This window comes from Amycolatopsis sp. PSD-21, from assembly GCF_055561455.1.
Window position 1 is genome coordinate 2,409,172 of record NZ_CM145712.1, and the last position, 19,137, is coordinate 2,428,308.

Annotated in this window: 18 protein-coding genes and 1 riboswitch; of the genes, 11 read left to right on the forward strand and 7 right to left on the reverse strand. The window is 69.6% G+C overall.

Going from position 1 to position 19,137, the window contains the following annotated elements; all coding sequences use genetic code 11:
* Nucleotides 1–67: 67 nt before the first annotated feature.
* On the reverse strand, nucleotides 68–703 hold the full coding sequence (locus ACZ1DY_RS11690; RefSeq protein ID WP_465484336.1) for a TetR/AcrR family transcriptional regulator: 636 nt from the start codon (nucleotides 701–703) through the stop codon (nucleotides 68–70).
* 92 nt (nucleotides 704–795) lie between these two features.
* On the opposite strand from ACZ1DY_RS11690, the gene ACZ1DY_RS11695 reads away from it, so the two are divergent.
* Nucleotides 796–2,070: an FAD-dependent oxidoreductase gene (locus tag ACZ1DY_RS11695; RefSeq protein ID WP_465484337.1), complete on the forward strand. Its 1,275-nt coding sequence runs from the start codon at nucleotides 796–798 to the stop codon at nucleotides 2,068–2,070.
* Here the strand turns inward: ACZ1DY_RS11695 and argS are convergent.
* From argS to ACZ1DY_RS11710, 3 genes are all read right to left on the reverse strand, one after another.
* Nucleotides 2,065–3,789: an arginine--tRNA ligase gene (gene argS, locus ACZ1DY_RS11700; RefSeq protein ID WP_465484338.1), complete on the reverse strand. Its 1,725-nt coding sequence runs from the start codon at nucleotides 3,787–3,789 to the stop codon at nucleotides 2,065–2,067. The genes ACZ1DY_RS11695 and argS overlap by 6 nt on opposite strands.
* Nucleotides 3,790–3,861: 72 nt before the next feature.
* Nucleotides 3,862–5,148, reverse strand: a complete 1,287-nt coding sequence (locus ACZ1DY_RS11705; RefSeq protein WP_465484339.1) for an MFS transporter — start codon at nucleotides 5,146–5,148, stop codon at nucleotides 3,862–3,864.
* Nucleotides 5,149–5,239: 91 nt separating this feature from the next.
* Nucleotides 5,240–7,345, reverse strand: coding sequence for a RecQ family ATP-dependent DNA helicase (locus ACZ1DY_RS11710; protein ID WP_465484340.1), 2,106 nt, complete (start codon nucleotides 7,343–7,345; stop codon nucleotides 5,240–5,242).
* Between the two features lie 161 nt (nucleotides 7,346–7,506).
* On the opposite strand from ACZ1DY_RS11710, the gene nadD reads away from it, so the two are divergent.
* The 7 genes from nadD to ACZ1DY_RS11745 all read left to right on the forward strand — a co-directional run bounded on the left by nadD (nucleotide 7,507) and on the right by ACZ1DY_RS11745 (nucleotide 14,030).
* Nucleotides 7,507–8,106, forward strand: a complete 600-nt coding sequence (gene nadD, locus ACZ1DY_RS11715) for a nicotinate-nucleotide adenylyltransferase (protein WP_091597568.1) — start codon at nucleotides 7,507–7,509, stop codon at nucleotides 8,104–8,106.
* 54 nt (nucleotides 8,107–8,160) lie between these two features.
* Entirely contained in the window at nucleotides 8,161–8,565 is a 405-nt protein-coding gene (rsfS, locus tag ACZ1DY_RS11720; protein WP_016332398.1) for a ribosome silencing factor, read from the forward strand.
* Nucleotides 8,562–9,176, forward strand: a complete 615-nt coding sequence (locus ACZ1DY_RS11725) for a histidine phosphatase family protein (RefSeq protein WP_465484341.1) — start codon at nucleotides 8,562–8,564, stop codon at nucleotides 9,174–9,176. The genes rsfS and ACZ1DY_RS11725 overlap by 4 nt, the downstream gene beginning before the upstream one ends.
* 2 nt (nucleotides 9,177–9,178) lie before the next feature.
* Nucleotides 9,179–9,904: a diglucosylglycerate octanoyltransferase gene (gene octT / locus ACZ1DY_RS11730; RefSeq protein WP_465484342.1), complete on the forward strand. Its 726-nt coding sequence runs from the start codon at nucleotides 9,179–9,181 to the stop codon at nucleotides 9,902–9,904.
* Nucleotides 9,905–9,914: 10 nt separating this feature from the next.
* A complete protein-coding gene (locus ACZ1DY_RS11735; protein ID WP_192745832.1) occupies nucleotides 9,915–10,760 on the forward strand; it encodes a DegV family protein in 846 nt (281 codons plus the stop codon).
* Nucleotides 10,761–10,905: 145 nt separating this feature from the next.
* Entirely contained in the window at nucleotides 10,906–11,628 is a 723-nt protein-coding gene (locus ACZ1DY_RS11740) for a ComEA family DNA-binding protein (RefSeq protein WP_465484343.1), read from the forward strand.
* A complete protein-coding gene (locus ACZ1DY_RS11745) occupies nucleotides 11,625–14,030 on the forward strand; it encodes a ComEC/Rec2 family competence protein (protein ID WP_465484344.1) in 2,406 nt (801 codons plus the stop codon). The genes ACZ1DY_RS11740 and ACZ1DY_RS11745 overlap by 4 nt, the downstream gene beginning before the upstream one ends.
* 17 nt (nucleotides 14,031–14,047) lie before the next feature.
* Here the strand turns inward: ACZ1DY_RS11745 and thrC are convergent, their stop codons facing one another.
* Complete coding sequence (gene thrC, locus ACZ1DY_RS11750; protein WP_005158594.1) at nucleotides 14,048–15,313, reverse strand: threonine synthase; 1,266 nt, start codon at nucleotides 15,311–15,313, stop codon at nucleotides 14,048–14,050.
* A 13-nt stretch (nucleotides 15,314–15,326) separates the two neighbouring features.
* Nucleotides 15,327–15,459: riboswitch (SAM riboswitch) on the reverse strand.
* A gap of 135 nt (nucleotides 15,460–15,594) precedes the next feature.
* On the opposite strand from thrC, the gene holA reads away from it, so the two are divergent.
* Nucleotides 15,595–16,578, forward strand: a complete 984-nt coding sequence (gene holA, locus ACZ1DY_RS11755) for a DNA polymerase III subunit delta (RefSeq protein ID WP_465484345.1) — start codon at nucleotides 15,595–15,597, stop codon at nucleotides 16,576–16,578.
* Nucleotides 16,579–16,630: 52 nt separating this feature from the next.
* Here holA and rpsT read toward each other — a convergent pair whose 3' ends face one another.
* Nucleotides 16,631–16,891 carry a 30S ribosomal protein S20 gene (gene rpsT / locus ACZ1DY_RS11760; protein ID WP_007034798.1) on the reverse strand — a complete coding sequence of 87 codons (261 nt, stop codon included), beginning with the start codon at nucleotides 16,889–16,891 and terminating at the stop codon, nucleotides 16,631–16,633.
* 331 nt (nucleotides 16,892–17,222) lie between these two features.
* Between rpsT and ACZ1DY_RS11765 the strand changes: the two genes are divergently transcribed.
* A complete protein-coding gene (locus tag ACZ1DY_RS11765) occupies nucleotides 17,223–18,128 on the forward strand; it encodes an EamA family transporter (RefSeq protein WP_465484346.1) in 906 nt (301 codons plus the stop codon).
* Between the two features lie 23 nt (nucleotides 18,129–18,151).
* On the forward strand, nucleotides 18,152–18,526 hold the full coding sequence (locus tag ACZ1DY_RS11770; protein ID WP_007034800.1) for a VOC family protein: 375 nt from the start codon (nucleotides 18,152–18,154) through the stop codon (nucleotides 18,524–18,526).
* Here the strand turns inward: ACZ1DY_RS11770 and ACZ1DY_RS11775 are convergent.
* Nucleotides 18,523–19,110, reverse strand: coding sequence for a class I SAM-dependent methyltransferase (locus ACZ1DY_RS11775; RefSeq protein ID WP_465484347.1), 588 nt, complete (start codon nucleotides 19,108–19,110; stop codon nucleotides 18,523–18,525). The two genes, ACZ1DY_RS11770 and ACZ1DY_RS11775, sit on opposite strands and share 4 nt — an antisense overlap.
* Between the last annotated feature and the right edge of the window lie 27 nt (nucleotides 19,111–19,137).

A 19,137-nucleotide genomic window follows, 5' to 3' on the forward strand; every position in this document is an offset into this window, starting at 1 on the left:
GTCTTCCTCTTGCCCTCCCTGGTCCGGCGATGGCCCGAAGGGTCCAAGCGGTAGCGGGGGACCTTTGCTACCGCTTCCCCGGATCGGCGAGGTGGCCGACGAGACGCGCCAACTGTTCGCCGTAGGCCGCGGCGAACTCGGCCGAGGCGGGGTCCTGGCCGGAGACGGCGCGTACGACGCGAGGCAGCGCCAGCGCGGCACTGGAAGCGGCCATGAAGATCACCAGCAGGAACTCGGGGTCGAGGTCGGCGGGGAAGTCGCCCGCGGCCTGCCGGGCCCGCACGTACTCCACCTGCCGCTGGAGGAATCCGCGCTGGCCCTCGACGCCGACCGCGTCGGGTGCGCCGTCGGTCAGGTTCTCCCAGAGGAACAGCTTGGCGAGGTCGTGGTCCCGGGCTCCCGACTGGGCGAAGAACCGGACGACCTCCGCGAACGGCTTCTCGTGGTCGGCGACCGCGGCGTAGTCGTCGTACATCGTCGCGGTCAGCGCGTTGTACAGCCCTTCCTTGCCGCCGAAGTAGTACGAGATCAGCTGCTTGTTCACGCCCGCCTTCGCGGCGATCTCGCTGACGCGTGCCGCGGCGTACCCCTTCGCGCCGAACTCGGCCTTCGCCGCTTCCAGGAGCTGCGCCTTCGTGCGCTCGGGATCGCGCTGGCGTTCGACGGGGGCGCGGCGAGGGCTGCGCGGGACGGCTTCGGACATGCGGTTCAGCTTAGCCGCTGACTCTTTCAAACATGTAGTTGACTGTATCATCCGTATGGTTGATAGTTGTCGGCGAAGCGAAGGAGAGACCCATGACCACGAGAATCGCGATCATCGGCGGCGGCACGGGCGGGCTCTGCCTGGCGCAAGGACTGCGCAAGGCGGAAATCGACGTGTCCGTTCACGAACGCAGCCGCACCCGGACCGAACGTCTGCAGGGCTATCGCGTGCACATCAACCCGCACGGCTCGGCCGCGCTGCACGAATGCCTGCCGCCCGAGCTCTGGCGACGCTTCCTGGAGACCACGGGCAGCGCGAGCGGGCCGTTCAGCTTCGTCACCGAGCAACTGCAGGACCTGATGGTGATCGACAGCGAGCTCACGTCGAGCCCGGATCCCGCGTCCGATCACCACTCGGTCAGCCGGATCAGCCTCCATCAGGTGCTGTCCGACGGGCTCGACGGAGTTCTGCACCACGGCAAGGAGTTCGTCGGCTACCGCCGTGAGGGCGAGGTGGTCGTCTGCGAGTTCGCCGACGGCAGCACCGTCGAGGCCGACTTGGTCATCGGCGCCGACGGGGCCAATTCCCGGGTGCGCAAACAGTTCCTTCCCGAAGCCGAGCGGGTGGACACCGGGATCGTCGCGATCGCGGGCAAACATCCGCTGACCGAGGAGACCCGCAAGCGTTTGCCCGCTCGGCTCACCGATGGTCCGAGCATGGTGATGCCGCGCACCGGCGCGGGGCTGTTCAGCGCGCCGCACGAGCTGAGCGGGGTCTCGTCGGTCAACGACGAGACCGCCGAATACGACCCCGTCCTGTTCGACAACACCTCGAGCTACATCATGTGGGCGTTCGCGGCGGACGACCGGCGCTACCCGGACAACCTGTCCTCATTGGACGGTGCCGCGCTGCGAGCCCTGGTGCTGGACCTGATCGACGGCTGGGCCCCCGCGTTCAAGGAACTGGTCGCCGGCTCACCCGAGGGGTCGGTGTCCCGGCTGCCGATCTTCACGTCGAAGCCCGTCGCTCCCTGGCCGACGAGCAATATCACCCTGCTCGGTGACGCGATCCACAGCATGACCCCGTTTCGCGGTATCGGCGCGAACACCGCGCTCCGGGACGCGCAACTGCTGTGCCGCAACCTCGTCGAAGCACGGAAAACCGGCGCGGTGCGCTCCGCGGTCGCCGACTATGAGCAGCGGATGCGGGACTACGGTTTCGCGGCGGTGCGCGACTCGGAACGCAGTGCCCGCCAGTTCGTGTCGGAGAACCGCGCGGGCCGCACGATGGCGCGAGGGATGTTCCGCTTCTTCCAGGCGGTCCCTCCGTTGAAGCGCAAGGTCTTCAGCGACCACGGCGACTCATAGCCGGGCGGGGGTGGAGATGCCGAGCAGGGATAAACCCAGCGTCAGCGTCTTCGAGGTGAGCTCGGCCAGCAGCAGTCGTGAGTCGCGGACGCCGGCACCTTCCGCGTTCAGCAGCGGGCACTGTTCGTAGAACCGCGTGAACACGACCGCGGTTTCGTACAGGTAGGTGCACAACTTGTGGGGGAGACACCCGGTCGTCGCCGCACCGACCGCCTCGGGGAAGCGGGTCAGCGCGAGTGCCAGCGCCCGTTCCGCGGGATGGCCGAGCAGGATCCGCGCGCCGGTGAGGTCCTGACCCGCCTTCGCCAGCACGGATCGGATCCGCGCGTTGGCGTACTGCAGGTAGACCGATGTGTTCCCGTTCGTGGAGAGCATCCGGTCCCAGGAAAAGACGTAATCACGCTCGCGATCGCCGGAAAGATCGGCGTACTTGAGCGCGCCGATCCCGATCGCCTCGGCGACCTCTTCCCTCACGTCGGGGGAGAGGTCGCCCCGGCCGTCGATCACTTCGGCGGCGTGGGAGACCGCCTCGGCGAGCAGGTCGGAAAGGCGGACCGACTCGCCTGCCCGGGTCTTCATGGCACGGCCGTCTTCACCGAGCACCGAGCCGAACGCGACGTGCTCGGCCCGATGCTCCTCGCGGAGCCAACCGGCGGCCCGGCAAACGGCGAACACCATCGCGAAGTGCTGCGCTTGCGGCGCACCGACGACGTAGAGCAGGTCGGTCACCCCACGTTGTTCCGTCCAATACCGCAGGGTCGCGAGATCGGTGGCCGCGTAGCCGTACCCACCGTCCCGCTTCCGAACGATGAGCGGCAGCGGATCGCCTTCCCGGTTGCGGAAGCCGTCGGGAAAGACGCAGACCGCGCCGTCGCTGACCTCGGTCAACCCGGCGGCGGTCAGGTCGTCCACGACCGCGGCGAGAAAGGGGTTGTAGAAGCTCTCGCCGTAGATGTCCTGACCGGTCAGGTCGATGCCGAGGAGTTCGTAAACCTGAGTGAAATGCCGTGTCGATTCGTCGACCAGGCGCCGCCACAGCGACAAGGTCTCATCGTCACCGCTTTGCAGGAGCACCACCCGGTTCCGCGACCGGGTCGCGAAGTCGTCGTCGCTTTCGAACTTCGACCGGGCGGCCCGGTAGAAGCCGTTGAGATCTCCGATCGTGTACGGATCCGAGGGACGCTCGTCGAGCAGATGCTCGATCAGCATGCCGAACGGTGTACCCCAGTCGCCGAGGTGGTTGTGCGGGATGACCTCATGTCCGGCGAACCGCGCCAATCGCGTGATCGCGTCACCGATGACAGTCGACCGGAGGTGTCCGGCGTGCATTTCCTTCGCCACGTTCGGGCTGCTGTAGTCGATGGCGATCCGCCGCGGTCGCGGCGTCACCGCGACACCCAGGCGTGGGTCACCGTTGAGCGCCGTCGTCCGCTCTTCCAGCCAGGACGAGCGCAGCGTGAAGTTCAGGAAGCCAGGCCCCGCGACCACGGGTGGTTCGGCGAGGTCCGAGACGTCGAGCCGCGCCGCGATGGCGGCGGCGATCTCCCTGGGCGGCTTGCCGAGCCGCTTGCTCAGGCTCATCGCGAGATCGCACTGGTAGTCGACGCCGTCTTGCGCGGAGACCCGCACCAGCGCGGAGGGAGGCTCGATATCGGTGACGTGGCGAAGGGCTTCCACCACGCGTCGCGCCAGTTCCTCGCTTACATCGCCGAACAACACGGTGTCCCTCCTTCGCGCTCGTCGTAGGAGCGCGAGGGTAGCCGCCTCGTCACGTCATCGGCGACGGAGTTTTCAGCGCAGGTCGCTGCCCTTGGTCTCCGGCAGGGTGCGGATGACGAAGAACGCGATCACCGCTCCGGCGGCCACGTACCAGAAGAACAGCGTCGACAATCCCGCGTCGGACAGTGCGGTGAGCACCAGGGGAGCGGTCCCGCCGAACAACGCGACGGTCAGGTTGTACCAGGCGCCGATGCCCAGCCCGCGCAGTTCGGTGGGGAACAGCTCGCTCATGATCGCGGGCGCGATCGACGTCATCGCTGTGTACAGGCAGAGCCCGACGCAGAACACGATCATCAGCCCCGGCAGCCCCGGCCTGACCAAAGTGGACAGTGGGACGATGAGGATCGCGGTCGCCGCCGCCCAGACGAGCAGCTGTGGTTTGCGTCCGAAGCGGTCCGACAAGGCGCCCATCGGGTATTGGAGCGCGACGAACAACGCCGTCGCGATCGACAACGCGAGGAACACGTCGACGTCGTCGGCCTTGCGGGTCTTGACCGCGAAGGAGGTCAGGGCGCTGAAGAACGTGTAGTAGCAAAGGGTCGACAGCATCGAGAAGCCCACGAGCTGCACGACGGCCCGCGGGTGCTCGCGGAGGGTGGTGCGCAGCGGACGTTCGACCCGGCGCGCCGTCGACTTCTTCTCCTCGAAGATCTCGGTCTCGGCGAGACTGCGCCGGAGCCACAGGCCGACGATGCCGAGAATACCGCCGAGCAGGAACGGGATCCGCCAGCCGTACGCGGTCAGGTCCGCCTTGGACATCGTCCGCGCGAGCACGAACCCGAGGATCGAGGCGAGCAGGACGGCGGAACCGGTCGAGATGTAGAAGAAGGCGGAGTACCGGCCGCGACGGGCGGGCGGGGCGATCTCACCGAGGTAGGCCGAAGCGTTGGAGACCTCACCGCCGAGCGACAGTCCCTGTGCCACCCTGGCCAGCAGCAACAGGATCGGGGCAAACCAGCCGACCTGGTCGAACGTCGGCAGGAGGCCGATGGCCACCGATCCGCCCGCCATCAGCACGATGGTCAGGATCATCGCCGGCTTCCGGCCCCTGACGTCGGCGAACCGGCCGAGCAGCATCCCGCCGAGCGGGCGGAAGAAGAACGCCAGCGCGTAGGTGGCGAAGGTGTTGATCAACGCCAGGGCTTCGTTGCCCTTCGGGAAGAACTCACTGGCGAAGTAGATGCTGAACGTCGCGTAGATGGTCCAGTCGAACCATTCCAGCGCGTTGCCGACACTGGCGGCGAACAACTTCTTCACCGGGAGCCGATGTCCCAGCCGTTCCGTCGTTGAGTCCGCCATCGGCACCTCCGTACTCGCGCGTGGACGGAACCTTGCCAGAAAGTCCTCGCGCGGGAAAGAACCTGTCGAATGTCGGGATCGGGCTCTTCGGTTACGAGGTGCTGGCGAGAGCGAACGGCAGCACCGCACGGGCTCCGGCCTGGCGGAGCAGCCGTGCGGACAGCGTCATCGTCCACCCGGTGTCGATGAGGTCGTCGACCAGCAGGATCGGGCCGTCGGCCGCGGCCACTCGCGCCGACAGGTCTTCGGGGAGGCTGAGGCGTTTCCACAGATCGGCCAGCCGTTGCGCGCTGTTCGCCTGACGCGGCGGCGGCCCCGCCGAGGCGATGGCGCCCAGGTACTCCAGGCGTCCGATCGAGGCCAGCTTCGTCGCCAGGCTGTGGACCAGCTGAGGTCGCGTGGCGGAAGGTACTTCCACCACCGCCACGGGGCGTTCCGTCCACTGCCAGCCCTTGAGTACCTCGATACAGGCCTGGAAGACCGGTTCGGGGAGTTCGGTGTCCGCCGCGGCCGGGCCGACGAGTTCGCGCAGCCGCGTGCCCCAGCCGACGTCGGTCACCCGGCCGACGACCTGGCCGGTCTCGGCCTGCTCGCCCGCCGGCAGCCGCCCGGAGAGCGGGACCTCCAGCCCGGCCATCCCGGTCGGCCACATCTTCCGCGGCGCGACCTCGACCCCCGGGCGGCGCAGCCGTTGCCGGGTGGCGTCGACGACGTCGTCGGAAATCGTGGTGTCCCAATGCCTTCCGGTGCAGTTGTCACATCGTCCGCAGGGAGTGGCTTCGGGATCGTCGAGCTGCTTGCGCAGGAACTCCATCCGGCAGCCGGTGGTCTCCAGGTAAGCCAGCATGGCGTTCTGTTCGTTGGTCCGCGCCGCGCTCACTCGTGCGTAGCGCTCCTTGTCGTAGCGCCACTCCTCGCCGGTGCCCTCCCAGCCGCCCTTCACCCGGCGGACGGCGCCGTCGACGTCCAGCACCTTCAGGACCATCTCCAGCCGGGACCGGGAAAGCTCGACGAACGGTTCGAGCGCCGGTGTCGACAGTGGACGGTCCGCATACGCCAGGGCGTTCAACACCTGCGTCACCCGAAGCTCGTCCGGGAAGGCCAGTGAGCCGAAGTACGCCCAGATGTCCTTGTCCTCGTGGCCCGGCAACAGGATCACTTCGGCGCGGTCGACGCCACGCCCGGCACGGCCGACCTGCTGGTAGTAGGCGATCGGGGAGGACGGTGCACCGAGATGGACCACGAAGCCCAGGTCCGGCTTGTCGAAGCCCATGCCCAGTGCCGAAGTGGCCACCAGCGCCTTGACGTTGTTGTTCAGCAGGTCGTCTTCGGCCGCTTGCCGGTCCGCCGGGTCGGTCTTCCCGGTGTAGGCGGCGACCGGGTAGCCGCGCTCGGTCAGCAACCCCGCGACGTCGTGCGCTGCGGCGACGGTGAGTGTGTAGATGATGCCGGAACCCGGCAGCTCCGCCAGGTGCTCGGCCAGCCAGGCGAGCCGGGCCTGCGACGTCGGCAGCTTGGCCACCGACAGATGGAGACTTTCGCGGTCCAGGCTGCCGCGCAGGACGAGGGTGTCGCCCCCGTTGCCGATGCCGAGCTGCTCGGCGACGTCGGTGGCCACGCGGTCGTTCGCGGTCGCGGTGGTGGCGAGCACCGGGACACCGTCGGGCAGGTCCTTCAACAGGGTCCGCAGCCGCCGGTAGTCCGGACGGAAGTCGTGGCCCCAGTCCGAGATGCAGTGCGCCTCGTCGACCACGAGCAGGCCGGCGGTCGCGGTCAGCTTCGGCAGGACGGTGTCGCGGAAATCCGGGTTGTTGAGCCGCTCCGGGCTGACCAGGAGGACGTCGACCTCGCCCGCCGCGATCGCCGCCTGGACCTGATCCCACTCCTGCGGGTTCGCGGAGTTCATCGTCGCCGCGTGGATACCGGCCCTCGCCGCGGCGGAGATCTGGTTGCGCATCAGCGCGAGCAACGGCGAGATGATCACCGTCGGGCCGTTGCCCCGTTCCCGCAGCAACGCGGTGGCCAGGAAGTACACCGCGGACTTCCCCCAGCCGGTGCGCTGCACGACGAGCGCGCGACGGCGGTGGGCGACCAGCGCCTCGATGGCCGTCCACTGGTCGTCACGCAGGCGGGCGCCCTCGCCCGCCAACGACTGGAGGAGGGTCTCGGCGCGATCCCGGAGAGTCGATGTGTCCACGTCCCCACCTCTACCCCATGCCACCGACGAAGTCGCGATCGGCATGTCGTGAACGGACCGTTCATCCATGGAACGGACTGTAATGTGATCCAGATCACCACCGGTCGGTGGGTCCGGCGACCCGAGCGTGGAGCCTCGTGCGCTGTATAGGCTCACGACCCATGTCACCACGCAGGATCGGGGTCATGGGCGGCACGTTCGACCCCATTCACCACGGGCACCTCGTCGCGGCCAGTGAGGTCCAGGCGCGATTCGCGCTCGACGAGGTCATCTTCGTGCCCACCGGTCAGCCGTGGCAGAAGTCCGACAGGGTGGTCACCCGTGCCGAGGATCGCTATCTGATGACTGTGATCGCGACGGCGTCCAACCCCGTCTTCTCGGTCAGCCGCGTCGACATCGACCGCGTCGGGCAGACCTACACCGTCGACACCCTGCGCGACCTGCGTGCCGAGTACCCGGACGACCAGCTGTTCTTCATCACCGGCGCGGACGCGCTCGAACAGATCCTCACCTGGCGCAACGCCGACGAGCTGTTCGACCTCGCCCATTTCATCGGCGTCACCAGGCCCGGCTACCGCCTCAATTCGCAGCATCTGCCGAGCGGGAAGGTGAGCCTGGTCGAGGTGACCGCGATGGCGATCTCGTCCACCGCGTGCCGCGAACGCGTCGAAGGCGGGGAGCCCGTCTGGTACCTCGTCCCCGACGGTGTGGTGCGCTACATCGCCAAAAAGGACCTCTATCGGAAAGACCGGGGTGCCTGACCGGGTACCCTCGTCGGGCGAACCCGCGAGTAAGCCATCTGTTTGAGGAGAACTGTGACAGCCACGTCCGAGGCACGAGAGCTGGCCGTAGCGGCCGCCCATGCGGCGGCGGACAAGAAGGCGAGCGACGTGGTCGTGCTGGACGTGTCCGACCAGCTGGTCATCACCGACGCCTTCGTCATCGCGTCCGCGCCCAACGAGCGCCAGGTCGGCGCCATCGTCGACAACGTCGAGGAGCAGCTCCGGCTCGGCGGGCACAAGCCCGTCCGCCGTGAAGGCGCCCGTGAGGGCCGCTGGGTCCTGCTGGACTACGTCGACGTCGTCATCCACGTCCAGCACCAGGAGGAACGCTCCTTCTACGGTCTCGAGCGGCTCTGGAAGGACTGCCCGCGGATCGAGGTCGCCGGTCTGGAGACACCCGCCGAGGAGGACCCCGCCGACGCGCAAGGCGCCTCGTGAGCCCGCGGCGGCTGGTGCTCTGGCGCCACGGCGAGACCGACTACAACGCGGCAGGCCGGATGCAGGGGCATCTGGACTCCGCGTTGACACCGGTCGGCTGGAACCAGGCCAGGTTCGCCGTGCCCGCGCTCGCCCGGTTCTCGCCGGATCTGGTGATCGCCTCGGATCTGCGCCGCGCCACCGACACGGCCACCGTGCTCACCGAGGCCATCGGCGTCCCGCTGCGGATCGACAAGCGCCTCCGGGAAACCCATCTGGGTGAATGGCAGGGCTTCACCGGCCAGCAGGTCGACGAGGCGTACCCAGGGGAACGCGCGCGCTGGCGCGTCGACGCGACCTGGGCACCGCCCGGCGGCGAGTCGCGGGTCGAGGTCGCCGAACGCGCGATGGAGGTCGTCGCGGACCTCGACCGGCCCAATTCCGACGCCGGCGACGCGGTACTGCTGGCCACGCACGGCGGCCTGATCATCGCGCTGACCGCGAAACTGCTCGGCCTGCCGGTCCCGTCCTGGCCTTCGCTGGGCGGGATCGCGAACTGTCACTGGGTCGAGCTGACCAGGCGAGACGGCAACTGGCGGCTGGCCGCCTACAACGCGGGCATCACCGGCTGACCATGGCCCCGCGCCTGCTGGTGTTCGGCGATTCCCTCAGCTTCCACGGCCCGGATGGCCCGCACGCCGCCGACGACGCGCGTCTGTGGCCCAACATCGCCGCCGAAGCGCTCGGTGGCGTCGCGGACCTCGTCGCGGGGTTCGGCTGGACCGCCCGCGACGCCTGGTGGTCGTTGATCGGTGATCCGCGGGTCTGGGCCGATCTGCATCACGTCGACGCCGTCGTGCTGGCCGTCGGCAGCATGGACACCCTGCCCTCGCCGCTGCCCACCTACCTGCGCACCGGTCTCCGCTATCTGCGGCCCGACCCGCTGCGGCGCGTGGTGCGCAAGGCGTATCTAGCCGCTCAACCGCGGCTCGCGATCGCCCTCCGGGGGCGCCCGGTGGTCCTGCCGTCGAAGCTCACCGTCCAGTATCTCGACACCGCTGTGGGGGCTTTGCGCACGCTGCGACCGGAGCTGCCGATCTTCGGCATGCTGCCCTCCGTGCATCGATCCGACTCGTACGGCCGCGTCCACACCGCCCGCGCCGGTGCCGCCGCCGCCCTCGCCGACTGGGGCCGTCGCGCGGACGTCCCGCTGCTGGATCTCGAAGCCGTCGTCGGCGACCACGTGCTGAGCGGGCGGGGCAATCCGGACGGAATGCACTGGGGGTGGGAGGGACATGCCGCCGTCGGCGCGGAAATGGCCCGCCTGATGGCCCCGGTGCTCCGCCCCGCGGCAACGTAGGCTGACTGCCGTGTCGGTCGCCGTAGTCACGGATTCCACCGCCCACCTGCCGGAAGGCTTCGCCGAACGGAACGGGATCCGGGTGGTCCCGCTGCACGTCCTCGTGGACGGCGTCGTTTTCCTCGACGGCCTCGAAATGGGCCCCGCCGCCCTGGCCGAGGCGCTCGGCAAACGCAGACTCGTGACGACGTCCCGGCCGACGCCCGCCGAATTCGTCAAGGAGTTCCGGGCCGCGCTGGCCGAGGGCGCGGACGCCGTCGTGTCGGTGCATCTGTCCCGGGAGTTGTCCGGCACCTGGGAGGCCGCGGTGCTCGCGGCCCAGGAGGTCGGGCCGGACAAGGTGCGCGTGGTCGATTCGCGCAGCACCGCGATGGGACTCGGCTTCGCCGCTCTGCGCGCGGCGAGTGCCGCCGCTGACGGGGCGGAACCCGCTGAGGTGGAGGCCGCCGCGGTCGACGCGGTGAGCCGCTCGGAGACCTTGTTCGCCGTCGAAACCCTCGAATACCTGCGCCGCGGCGGGCGGATCGGCCCGGCGGCCGCCCTGCTCGGCACGGCGCTCGCGGTGAAACCCGTGCTCCACATGTCCGAAGGCCGGATCCAGCCGTTGGAGAAGGTGCGGACGATGAATCGCGCGGTGGCGCGCCTGGTCGAACTCGCCGTGAAAGCGGCCGAAGGCGGGCTCGCCGACATCGCCGTCCACCACCTGGCTTCCCCCGAGCGCGCCGTCGAACTGGCCAACCGGCTCGAGGAATCCATCAACTGCCCGGACGGGTGCGTGGTCTCGGAGATCGGCGCCGTCATCGGGGCCCACACCGGCCCCGGTGTGCTCGGCGTCGTGATCCAGCGAGCCGGTTAGAAAACCGGCAAGCCTCCCACGCCTCCCCGACGGAAACCGGTGAACAGGGCGCGGCCGCGGCCGAGTTGTCCACAACACCCCACTTGTCCACAGCCTCGGGAATCACCACTGCCGCCCGCCACTCCCGCTCCGTAGCGTCGTTCACGTGTTCGACCAAACCGCCCGTACATCGGGACCCTCCGTCAACGCCAGGCTGGCGTGGCTGGCAGCGCAGCTGTCGTCGCCCACCCAGGGCCCGCCCGCGGGCAGGCTCGTCCGCCGCTGGGTGCCCGCCCGGTTCACGGCGGACGGGATCCCGGTGAACCGGCGGTGGTTCGTCGTGGCGGCCGTGCTGATCGCGGTGGCCGTGATCGTGACCGGCGCGATCGCCTTGTTCGGACACCGGCCGGGGGCGGAGACCCCGCCGCCCCTGCCGTCGGCGAAGGCCGCCGGAGACGTCCCCGCCGCGGCGGGCAAGGCGCCTCTGGTGATCAGCGTCGTCGGCCGGGTCCTCAAACCCGGCCTGGTCACGGTCCCTCCGGGCGCACGGGTCGCCGATGCCCTCACGGCGGCCGGTGGGGCACAGCCCGGAACGGATCTGACCGGAGTGAATCTGGCCCGGCGGCTCACCGACGGCGAGCAGGTGGCCGTCGGCGTCCCCGTTCCCGCCGCGGCGGGAACGGCGGCACCGCCGGGGAAGCTCGACCTGAATTCGGCCACGGCCGAGCAACTCGACACCCTGCCCGGGGTCGGCGAAGTGATGGCGAAACGCATCGTCGACTGGCGGTCCGGGCACGGCGGGTTCACCAGCGTCGAGCAACTCCGTGACGTAGAAGGGATCGGCGAAAGCAAGTTCAAGAAGGTCCGGGAATTGGTGTCCGTCGGATGAACCCGTCCGCCGATCCGTCCGAAGTGGACACCGCGTCGTGGCGAGGGCAGGACCTGCGGCTGATACCGGCCGCGATGACTGCCTGGCTCGGCACTCTTTCCGGGTTGTTGGGCGGCTGGTGGATCACGATGCTCTGCGGTGCGGCCGCCGTGGTGCTCGCGATCGCCGCCGGTGTCCGCGCCCGCCGGACGGCGTCCCGGTGGGTGGCGGGCCTGGGTGCCCTGGCCGTCCTCGGCGTGCTCACCGCCGGTCCGGTGGCGCTGCGGATCCGGGCCGCCGAGTACGACGACCTCCGTGCCGCCGCCGCACGGGGGAGTGACGTCACCACGAGGGTGGTGGTCACCGAGCGGCCACGTCCGGTCCGCGGTGCCGGATACGCCGATCGCCGGGCAGGCACCCGCCTGGTGGTCATCGCCGCGACGGTGGACACCGCGGTGACGGGTGAACGGGTGGTGGATTCGGCCGGCCGGATCCTCCTGCTCGCTCCCGCCGAGGGGTGGACCGGCCTGTTGCCCGGGCAGCAGGTCACCGCCTCGGGGCGGCTCGCGCCGTCGAAGGGGGCCGAACTGACGGTCGCGGTCCTCTCGGTGCGAGGCCCGCCGTCCGCCCTCGGGCCGGAGCCTTGGTGGCAGCGAGCCGCGGAATCGCTGCGCGCCGGGCTCCGGGAGCTGTGCGCCGTCCTCCCGGAGGAGCAGGCCGGTCTCGTGCCCGGGCTGGTCGTGGGGGACACGAGCACACTGTCCCCGAGGGTCGAACGCGAGTTCACGGACTCCGGCATGTCCCACCTGATGGCCGTGAGCGGTGGGAACGTGGCGATCGTCTGCGGCTCGATCCTCCTCCTGCTGAGGGTGCTCCGGGTCGGGCCGCGGACTTCCGCCGCCGCGGCCGCCGCGGGGCTCGCCGGGTTCGTGGTCCTCGCCGGGCCCGCGCCCAGCGTGCTTCGCGCCGGGGTGATGGGGGCGGTCGGGCTGCTGGCGCTGGCACTGGGGCGCCGGGGTTCGGCGCTGCCCGCGCTGGCGTTCGCGGTGGCGGGGCTCGTCGTGGCCGACCCCGCGATGGCCGCCGACTTCGGGTTCGCGCTTTCGGTGCTGGCCACGGCCGGGCTGGTACTGCTGGCGCCGAGGTGGGCGGAATGGCTGGTCGGACGCGGTGTTCCGGCAGGCTACGCCGAGGGGCTGACCATCCCGCTGGCCGCGTTCGTGGTGACGACGCCGGTCATCGCGGGTATGGCGGGATCGGTCAGTCTCGTCTCGGTGGTGACCAACGTGCTCGCCGCGCCGGTGGTCGCCCCGGCCACCGTGTTCGGTGTGCTCGCCACCGTCGTCGGCCCGTGGTGGCCGTCGGCGGGAACTCTGCTGGTCCGCCTGACCGAACCCGAGGCGAGCTGGCTCATCACCGTGGCCCGCCACGGCGCCCGTGCGCCGGGAGCGGTCCTGGACTGGCCGGATGGCTGGTGGGGCGGGTTACTGGCGGCCGGATTGCTCATCGTCCTGCTCGTCGCCATCCGGCTGCGGCACGCCAGGATCCTCCTGGCGGTCGCGTTGGCCGTCGGACTGCTCGTCTTCGTGCCGGTGCGAGTGCTTGCTCCGGCATGGCCGCCGGCGTCGTGGAGTGCCGTCGCCTGCGACGTCGGGCAGGGTGATGCCGTCGCCCTCGCCACAGGTGAGCAAGGGCGGGCGGTCCTGGTCGACACCGGGCCGGAGCCGGGGCCGGTCGACGAATGCCTGAGCAGGCTCGGCGTCGACCGGGTGCCGTTGATCGTGCTGAGTCATCTGCACGCCGACCACATCGGCGGTCTCGAATCCGTCTTCGAGGGCAGGTCGGTCGGGGCGGTCGCCGTCGGCCCCGGCCGGGCTCCCGCCTGGGCGTGGCAGCAGGTCGCGGACGAGACCGCGCGCCGCGGGATTCCCTTGCTGGAGCTGGAGATCGGGCAACGGCTGGACTGGCCGGGGCTGTCACTGGACGTACTGGGGCCGCGGTACGTCACCAGTCGATCGGTCCGCGAACAGGACGGCACGGTGATCAACAACGGCTCGGTCGTCCTGCGCGCCGGGACCTCGGCGGGCCGGGTGCTGCTGACGGGCGACATCGAGCTCGCGGCGCAGACCGACCTGATGGCCGAGGGCGCCGAACTGGGTGCCGAGATCCTGAAGGTCCCGCACCACGGAAGCCGTTACACGGCACCGGATTTCCTCAACGCCGTCGCGCCGCGGGCGGCGTTGGTGAGCGTCGGCGCCGGAAACACCTACGGACATCCGAACAAGTCCACTTTGGACAATCTGGTGGCCATCGGCGCGTCGGTCGCCAGGACGGACACGGACGGCGACACCGCTGTCGTCGCCGACGCGCGAGGCCTCGCCCTGGTGCGCCGGGGCGAGCCCCGCGGCCCGCCTCGTTCTTGAGGCGGGCCGTCGGGAACTCAGATGCCCAGAGCCTCGCGGACCGCGTCGGCCGAGGCGCTGACGGTGGCCTTCGGGCCGATCTTGTCCTCGACGGCGTCGAGGGTCTTGAGCCCGTCACCGGTGATCAGCAGGACGATCTCCTCGTCCGGGTTGAGCTTGCCGGTTTCGATGAGCTTCTTGGCCGTCGCGACGGTGACGCCGCCGGCGGTCTCGGTGAAGATGCCTTCGGTGCGGGCGAGCAGCCGGATGCCCTCGACGACCTCTTCGTCGGTGACGTCTTCGATCGCACCGCCGGTGCGGTTGACCACGTCGAGGACGTAGGGGCCGTCGGCCGGGTTCCCGATCGCCAGCGACCGGGCGATCGTGTCCGGCTTGACCGGCTGGACGACGTCGTGCCCGGCGCGGAAGGCCGCCGAGACGGGGGAGCAGCCGGTGGCCTGCGCGCCGAACACCTTGTACGGAGTCTCGTCGACGAGGCCGAGCTGTCCGAACTCGCGGAAACCCTTGTCCACCTTGGTGAGCTGGGAACCGGAGGCGATCGGCACCACGATCTGGGAGGGAAGCCGCCAGCCGAGCTGTTCGGCGACCTCGAAGGCCAGCGTCTTGGAGCCTTCCGAGTAGTAGGGCCGGACGTTCACATTGACGAACGCCCAGCTCTCCTGCTCGGCGGCGAGCTGGGTGGCGAGCCGGTTCACGTCGTCGTAGTTGCCGTCGACCGCGATCAGGTCACCGTCGTACACGGCGGTGGTGAGGATCTTGGCGCGTTCCAGGGTCTTCGGGATCAGCACGACCGACCGCCAGCCGGCGCGGGCCGCCGCGGCGGCGACGGCGTTGGCCAGGTTGCCGGTCGAGGGACAGGCGAGCACGTCGAACCCGAACTCGCGCGCGGCCGCCAAAGCGACGGCGACCACGCGGTCCTTGAACGAGTGAGTGGGGTTGCCGGTGTCGTCCTTGACCCAGACCTTCTTGACGCCCAAGGCTTTCGCGAGCCTGTCGGCCTGGATGAGCCGGGTGGCGCCGGGTTCGGTGTTGGGGATCTCTTCGACGTTCGAGGGAACGGGAAGGAGTTTCTTGTAGCGCCAGATGTTCTTCGGTCCGGCTTCGATGTCCTCGCGGCGCACGCGGCCGAAGTCGTAGGCGACTTCGAGCGGCGAGAAGTCCTCGGCGGAAACGAATTCGGGGGCGAGCGGCTGCCGGTGTCCCTCTTCCTTCGACACCAGTTCGACGGCCGGTCCGAGATCCGGGGTCTTGGTGGTGGAGGTCGTGCCGAGGGTTGCGGTCATCGCGAGGTTCCTTTCCTCATCTGCCCCGCCATGGCGGGCCGGAATTGGCACCGTGTTCGTCAGCTATCCCGCGATCGCGGAATGACAGGCTGACGCCGGTTGCCGGGGCTTCATCGGGCCGTTCCCTCTGCCCCTCTGGATGAGCGGTATTCGATTGTCGGCACGCGTGTGATCGCGTCGCCTCGCCAACACCGTACGACATGAGGCTCAGGTGGGGCCACCGTGCCCGCAACACATCACCGGACAAAGCACACGAGAGGAGGAGTGGCAGGATCGTCACCGTGACGACGCAAGCTTCCGCCCCATCGCCGCTGGTCCTGGTTCTCGGTGAGGAAGAGCTGCTGATCGAACGCGCGGTCCGCAGCGCTTCGGACGCGGCCAAAGCGGCCGATCCGACGTCGGATCTCACCCGGATCCGGGTGTCGGACCTCACAGTCCCGGCACTCGCGGAGATGGTCAGCCCCTCCCTGTTCGCCGAAGGGAGGGTGATCGTCCTCGAATCCGCGCACGACATCTCGCAGGAGCTCGCCGACGGGGTGATGGCCTACGTCAAGGCCCCCGCCGACGGCATCGTGCTCGTCGTCGTGCACAGCGGAGGTGGCCGGAGCAAGGCCGCGAAGGGGCTCCCCACCGCCTTGAAGAAGGCCGGTGCGGAGGTCGTCGAGTGCCCGAAACTGACCAAGCCCGCCGAGCGGGAATCCTTTGTCCGCAACGAGGTCCGCCGGGTCGGCGGGAAGATCGACGGTGCGGCGGTGCTCGCGCTGATCGACGCGGTCGGCTCGGATCTGCGTGAACTGTCGTCGGCCGCGACCCAGCTGGTCGCGGACGCCGGCGGAGCGGTCGACGAGCAGGCGGTCCGGCGCTATCACCGGGGTCGCGCGGACGTGAACGGGTTCGCCGTGGCGGAGAAGGCCGTCGCCGGGGACAAGGCGGCGGCGCTGGAGTCGCTGCGCTGGGCGATGCAGCTGGGCGTGCCGCACGTGCTGGTCGCGGACGCCCTCGCCGACGCCGTCCGGACGATCGCGCGGGTGTCCGGTGCCGGTCGCGGCAACCCGAACCAGATGGCGGGTGAGCTGGGCATGCCGCCGTGGAAGGTGCGCAAGGCGCAGGGACAGGCCCGCGGCTGGGGCCAGGACGGGCTCGCCACCGCGATGCGGGTGGTCGCCCGGCTCAACGCCGAGGTCAAGGGAGTCGCGGCCAACCCGGAGTACGCGTTGGAGCGTGCCGTCCTGGAGGTCGTCGACGCCCACGGTACAAGCCGCTGAACACGGCGAAGGGCCCCGGCGACTCGCGTCGCCGGGGCCCTTCGAAAGCCGATCAGAGAGAGTTCGCGCGCTTCGCCAGCGCGGACTTCTTGTTGGCGGCCTGGTTGGCGTGGAGAACGCCCTTGGTCACGGCCTTGTCCAGCTTCTTGGCCGCGTCCTTCTGCAGCTCCAGGGCCTTGGCCTTGTCGCCGGCGTCGGCGGCCTCACGGAACTTGCGGATCGCGGTCTTCACCGAGGACCGGATCGCCTGGTTGCGCTGACGCGCCTTCTCGTTGGTGGTGATGCGCTTGATCTGCGACTTGATGTTGGCCACGGGGGCGCTCCTCTTGAATCTCTCGGTGGTTTCACCGCCGCGCTGTGACCGGCCCTGCGTACTCGTGAGAGCGCGCGGGTTTCCTCCATGACGGAATGCCACACGACGGTGAAAGGCAAGCTTAACAGCCGTCCAGGGGTGGCTCGCGGCCACCTCGGGACGAGGGCTTGAGGTACGGTGCGGAGCGTAGTGCCTAGGGTTCCGCCGCCTGCCCGCTCGGGAAACACACAATCAGGGCAGACGGGACAGGTCCGAGCGGCACCATCGGCGGGGCCGGAAGCGCCGCCGTTCATCTGACGGGACAAAAGCCTGGAGGACCGGTGTTTTCCGCATGCGCGGAAAACGTGAAAGGTCCGTCGTGAACGCCACCGCCCTGTCCTTCGTCGTCATCGCCGCCGTCATCCACGCGGGCTGGAATCTCGCGGCCAAGCGGATCCGTCGTGGTGGAGCCCGGTTCGTCTGGGCTTACTACAGCCTGTCCGCTGTCCTGCTCGTCCCCGTCATGGCCGTCTCGCTGGCCGTGGAGCCGCAACGTCCACAGTGGACCTGGTTGTTCGCCGCGGTGGTCACCGCGGTGTTCCACGTCACCTACGGGGTCGTCCTCCAGCGGGGCTACGCCGTCGGCGACCTCTCCGTCGTCTATCCGGTCGCTCGCGGTACCGGGCCGCTGATCTCGGTGCTCGCGGCCGTCGTGTTGCTCGGCGAGCGGCCGGGCGTGCTCGGCCTGGTGGGCGCGTTCCTCGTCGTCGCCGGGGTGCTGGTGATCGGGTCAGGGCGGGCGCCGGCGCATGCCGACGCCGCCGATCGTGTCGCCCGTCGCAAAGGCCTGATCTACGGACTGCTGACCGGTCTCACGATCGCCGCTTACACCCTGTGGGATGCGCATTCGGTCACGGGTCTCGGGGTCCCGCCGATCGTCTACTTCGGAACCGGCGCGATCGTGCAGAGCGTCCTCATGACGCCGTACGCGCTGAAGGACCGTGGAGAGGTCTCGTGGCTCTGGCGCGAACACAAGCGTGAGGTGCTCGTCGTCGGCGTGTTGTCGCCGGTCGCCTACCTGCTGGTGCTTTACGCCCTCCAGATCGCTCCGGTGAGCCTCGTCGCACCGGCGAGGGAGCTGAGCATCGTCCTGGGTGGCCTTGCCGCCTGGCTGGTCCTGGGGGAGGCGAACGCCGTCCGCAGGCTGGCCGGGTCGGTGGTGGTGCTGGCGGGGATCACCGCGATTGCGATGGCCTGAACCCATCCGGTAGGGATTGAGCCATGGACGTGCTGAGCAGCAGGGTGCTGATCCACCCGAAGGACCTCGACGTGTCGACGGCGTTCTATCGGGACACCCTGGGCCTGGCCATCGACAAGGAGTTCCCCGGCGGGACGGTGTTCTTCGCCGGGAACGGGTCGATCGAGATCGTCGGTACCGGGAAGACCGGTCCGACCCCTGACGTCGCCTTGTGGCTCCAGGTCCGGGACCTGCCGGCGGCGCTCGAGGAACTCGCGGAGAAGGGATTGGAGCCTGTCCGCGGGGCGCGACGTGAACCCTGGGGGCTGGACGAAGCGTGGATCGCCGACCCGGACGGCACCAGGATCGTGCTGGTCGAGGTGCCGCGTGAGCACCCGTTGCGCACTGACCCGCGTTAGTTCAGCGGCTTGATCGCGCGCAGCTGAGCGGCGAGCGAGGCACCGAGGCCCGGCGGTTCCCAGGTCCAGGTCTGCAGGTCGGTGAAGCCGGCGGCGGCCACTTCGTCGGCCAGCTCGTGGCGGGAGACCGGCAGCCACTTCTCGTGCGACGACAGCAGCAGCCGCCCGCCGGGCCGCAACACACGGAACAGTTCGGCGAATCCGGCCGCCCGGTCCTCCCACAATTGCACGTTGTTGACGCTCAGGACCACGTCGACGCTTTTTTCCGGCTGGCCGGTCGAGGCCGCGGTGCCGGGCCGCAGCTCCACCTCGTCGCCGCAGCGACGGCGCGAGAGGGCGAGCATCTCCGGGGAGGGATCGACACCGATCGCGCGGCCCGCGCGTCCGGCCGTGGCCTCGAGACCGACGCCCGGGCCCGGGCCTACGACCAGGGCGGTTTCGCCGGACTCGATCGACGCCAGCTCGACGATGCGAAGCTCAGTGGCGGCGTTGCCGTGGGCCATCGCCCGGCCACCGAACCGGCCGAGCAGTCCCCGGGGACGGCCGAACGTTCGGTCGAGTATCTGGGACAGTGAAGTGCTCATACTTCGAGGGCACCACAGCTCACCACG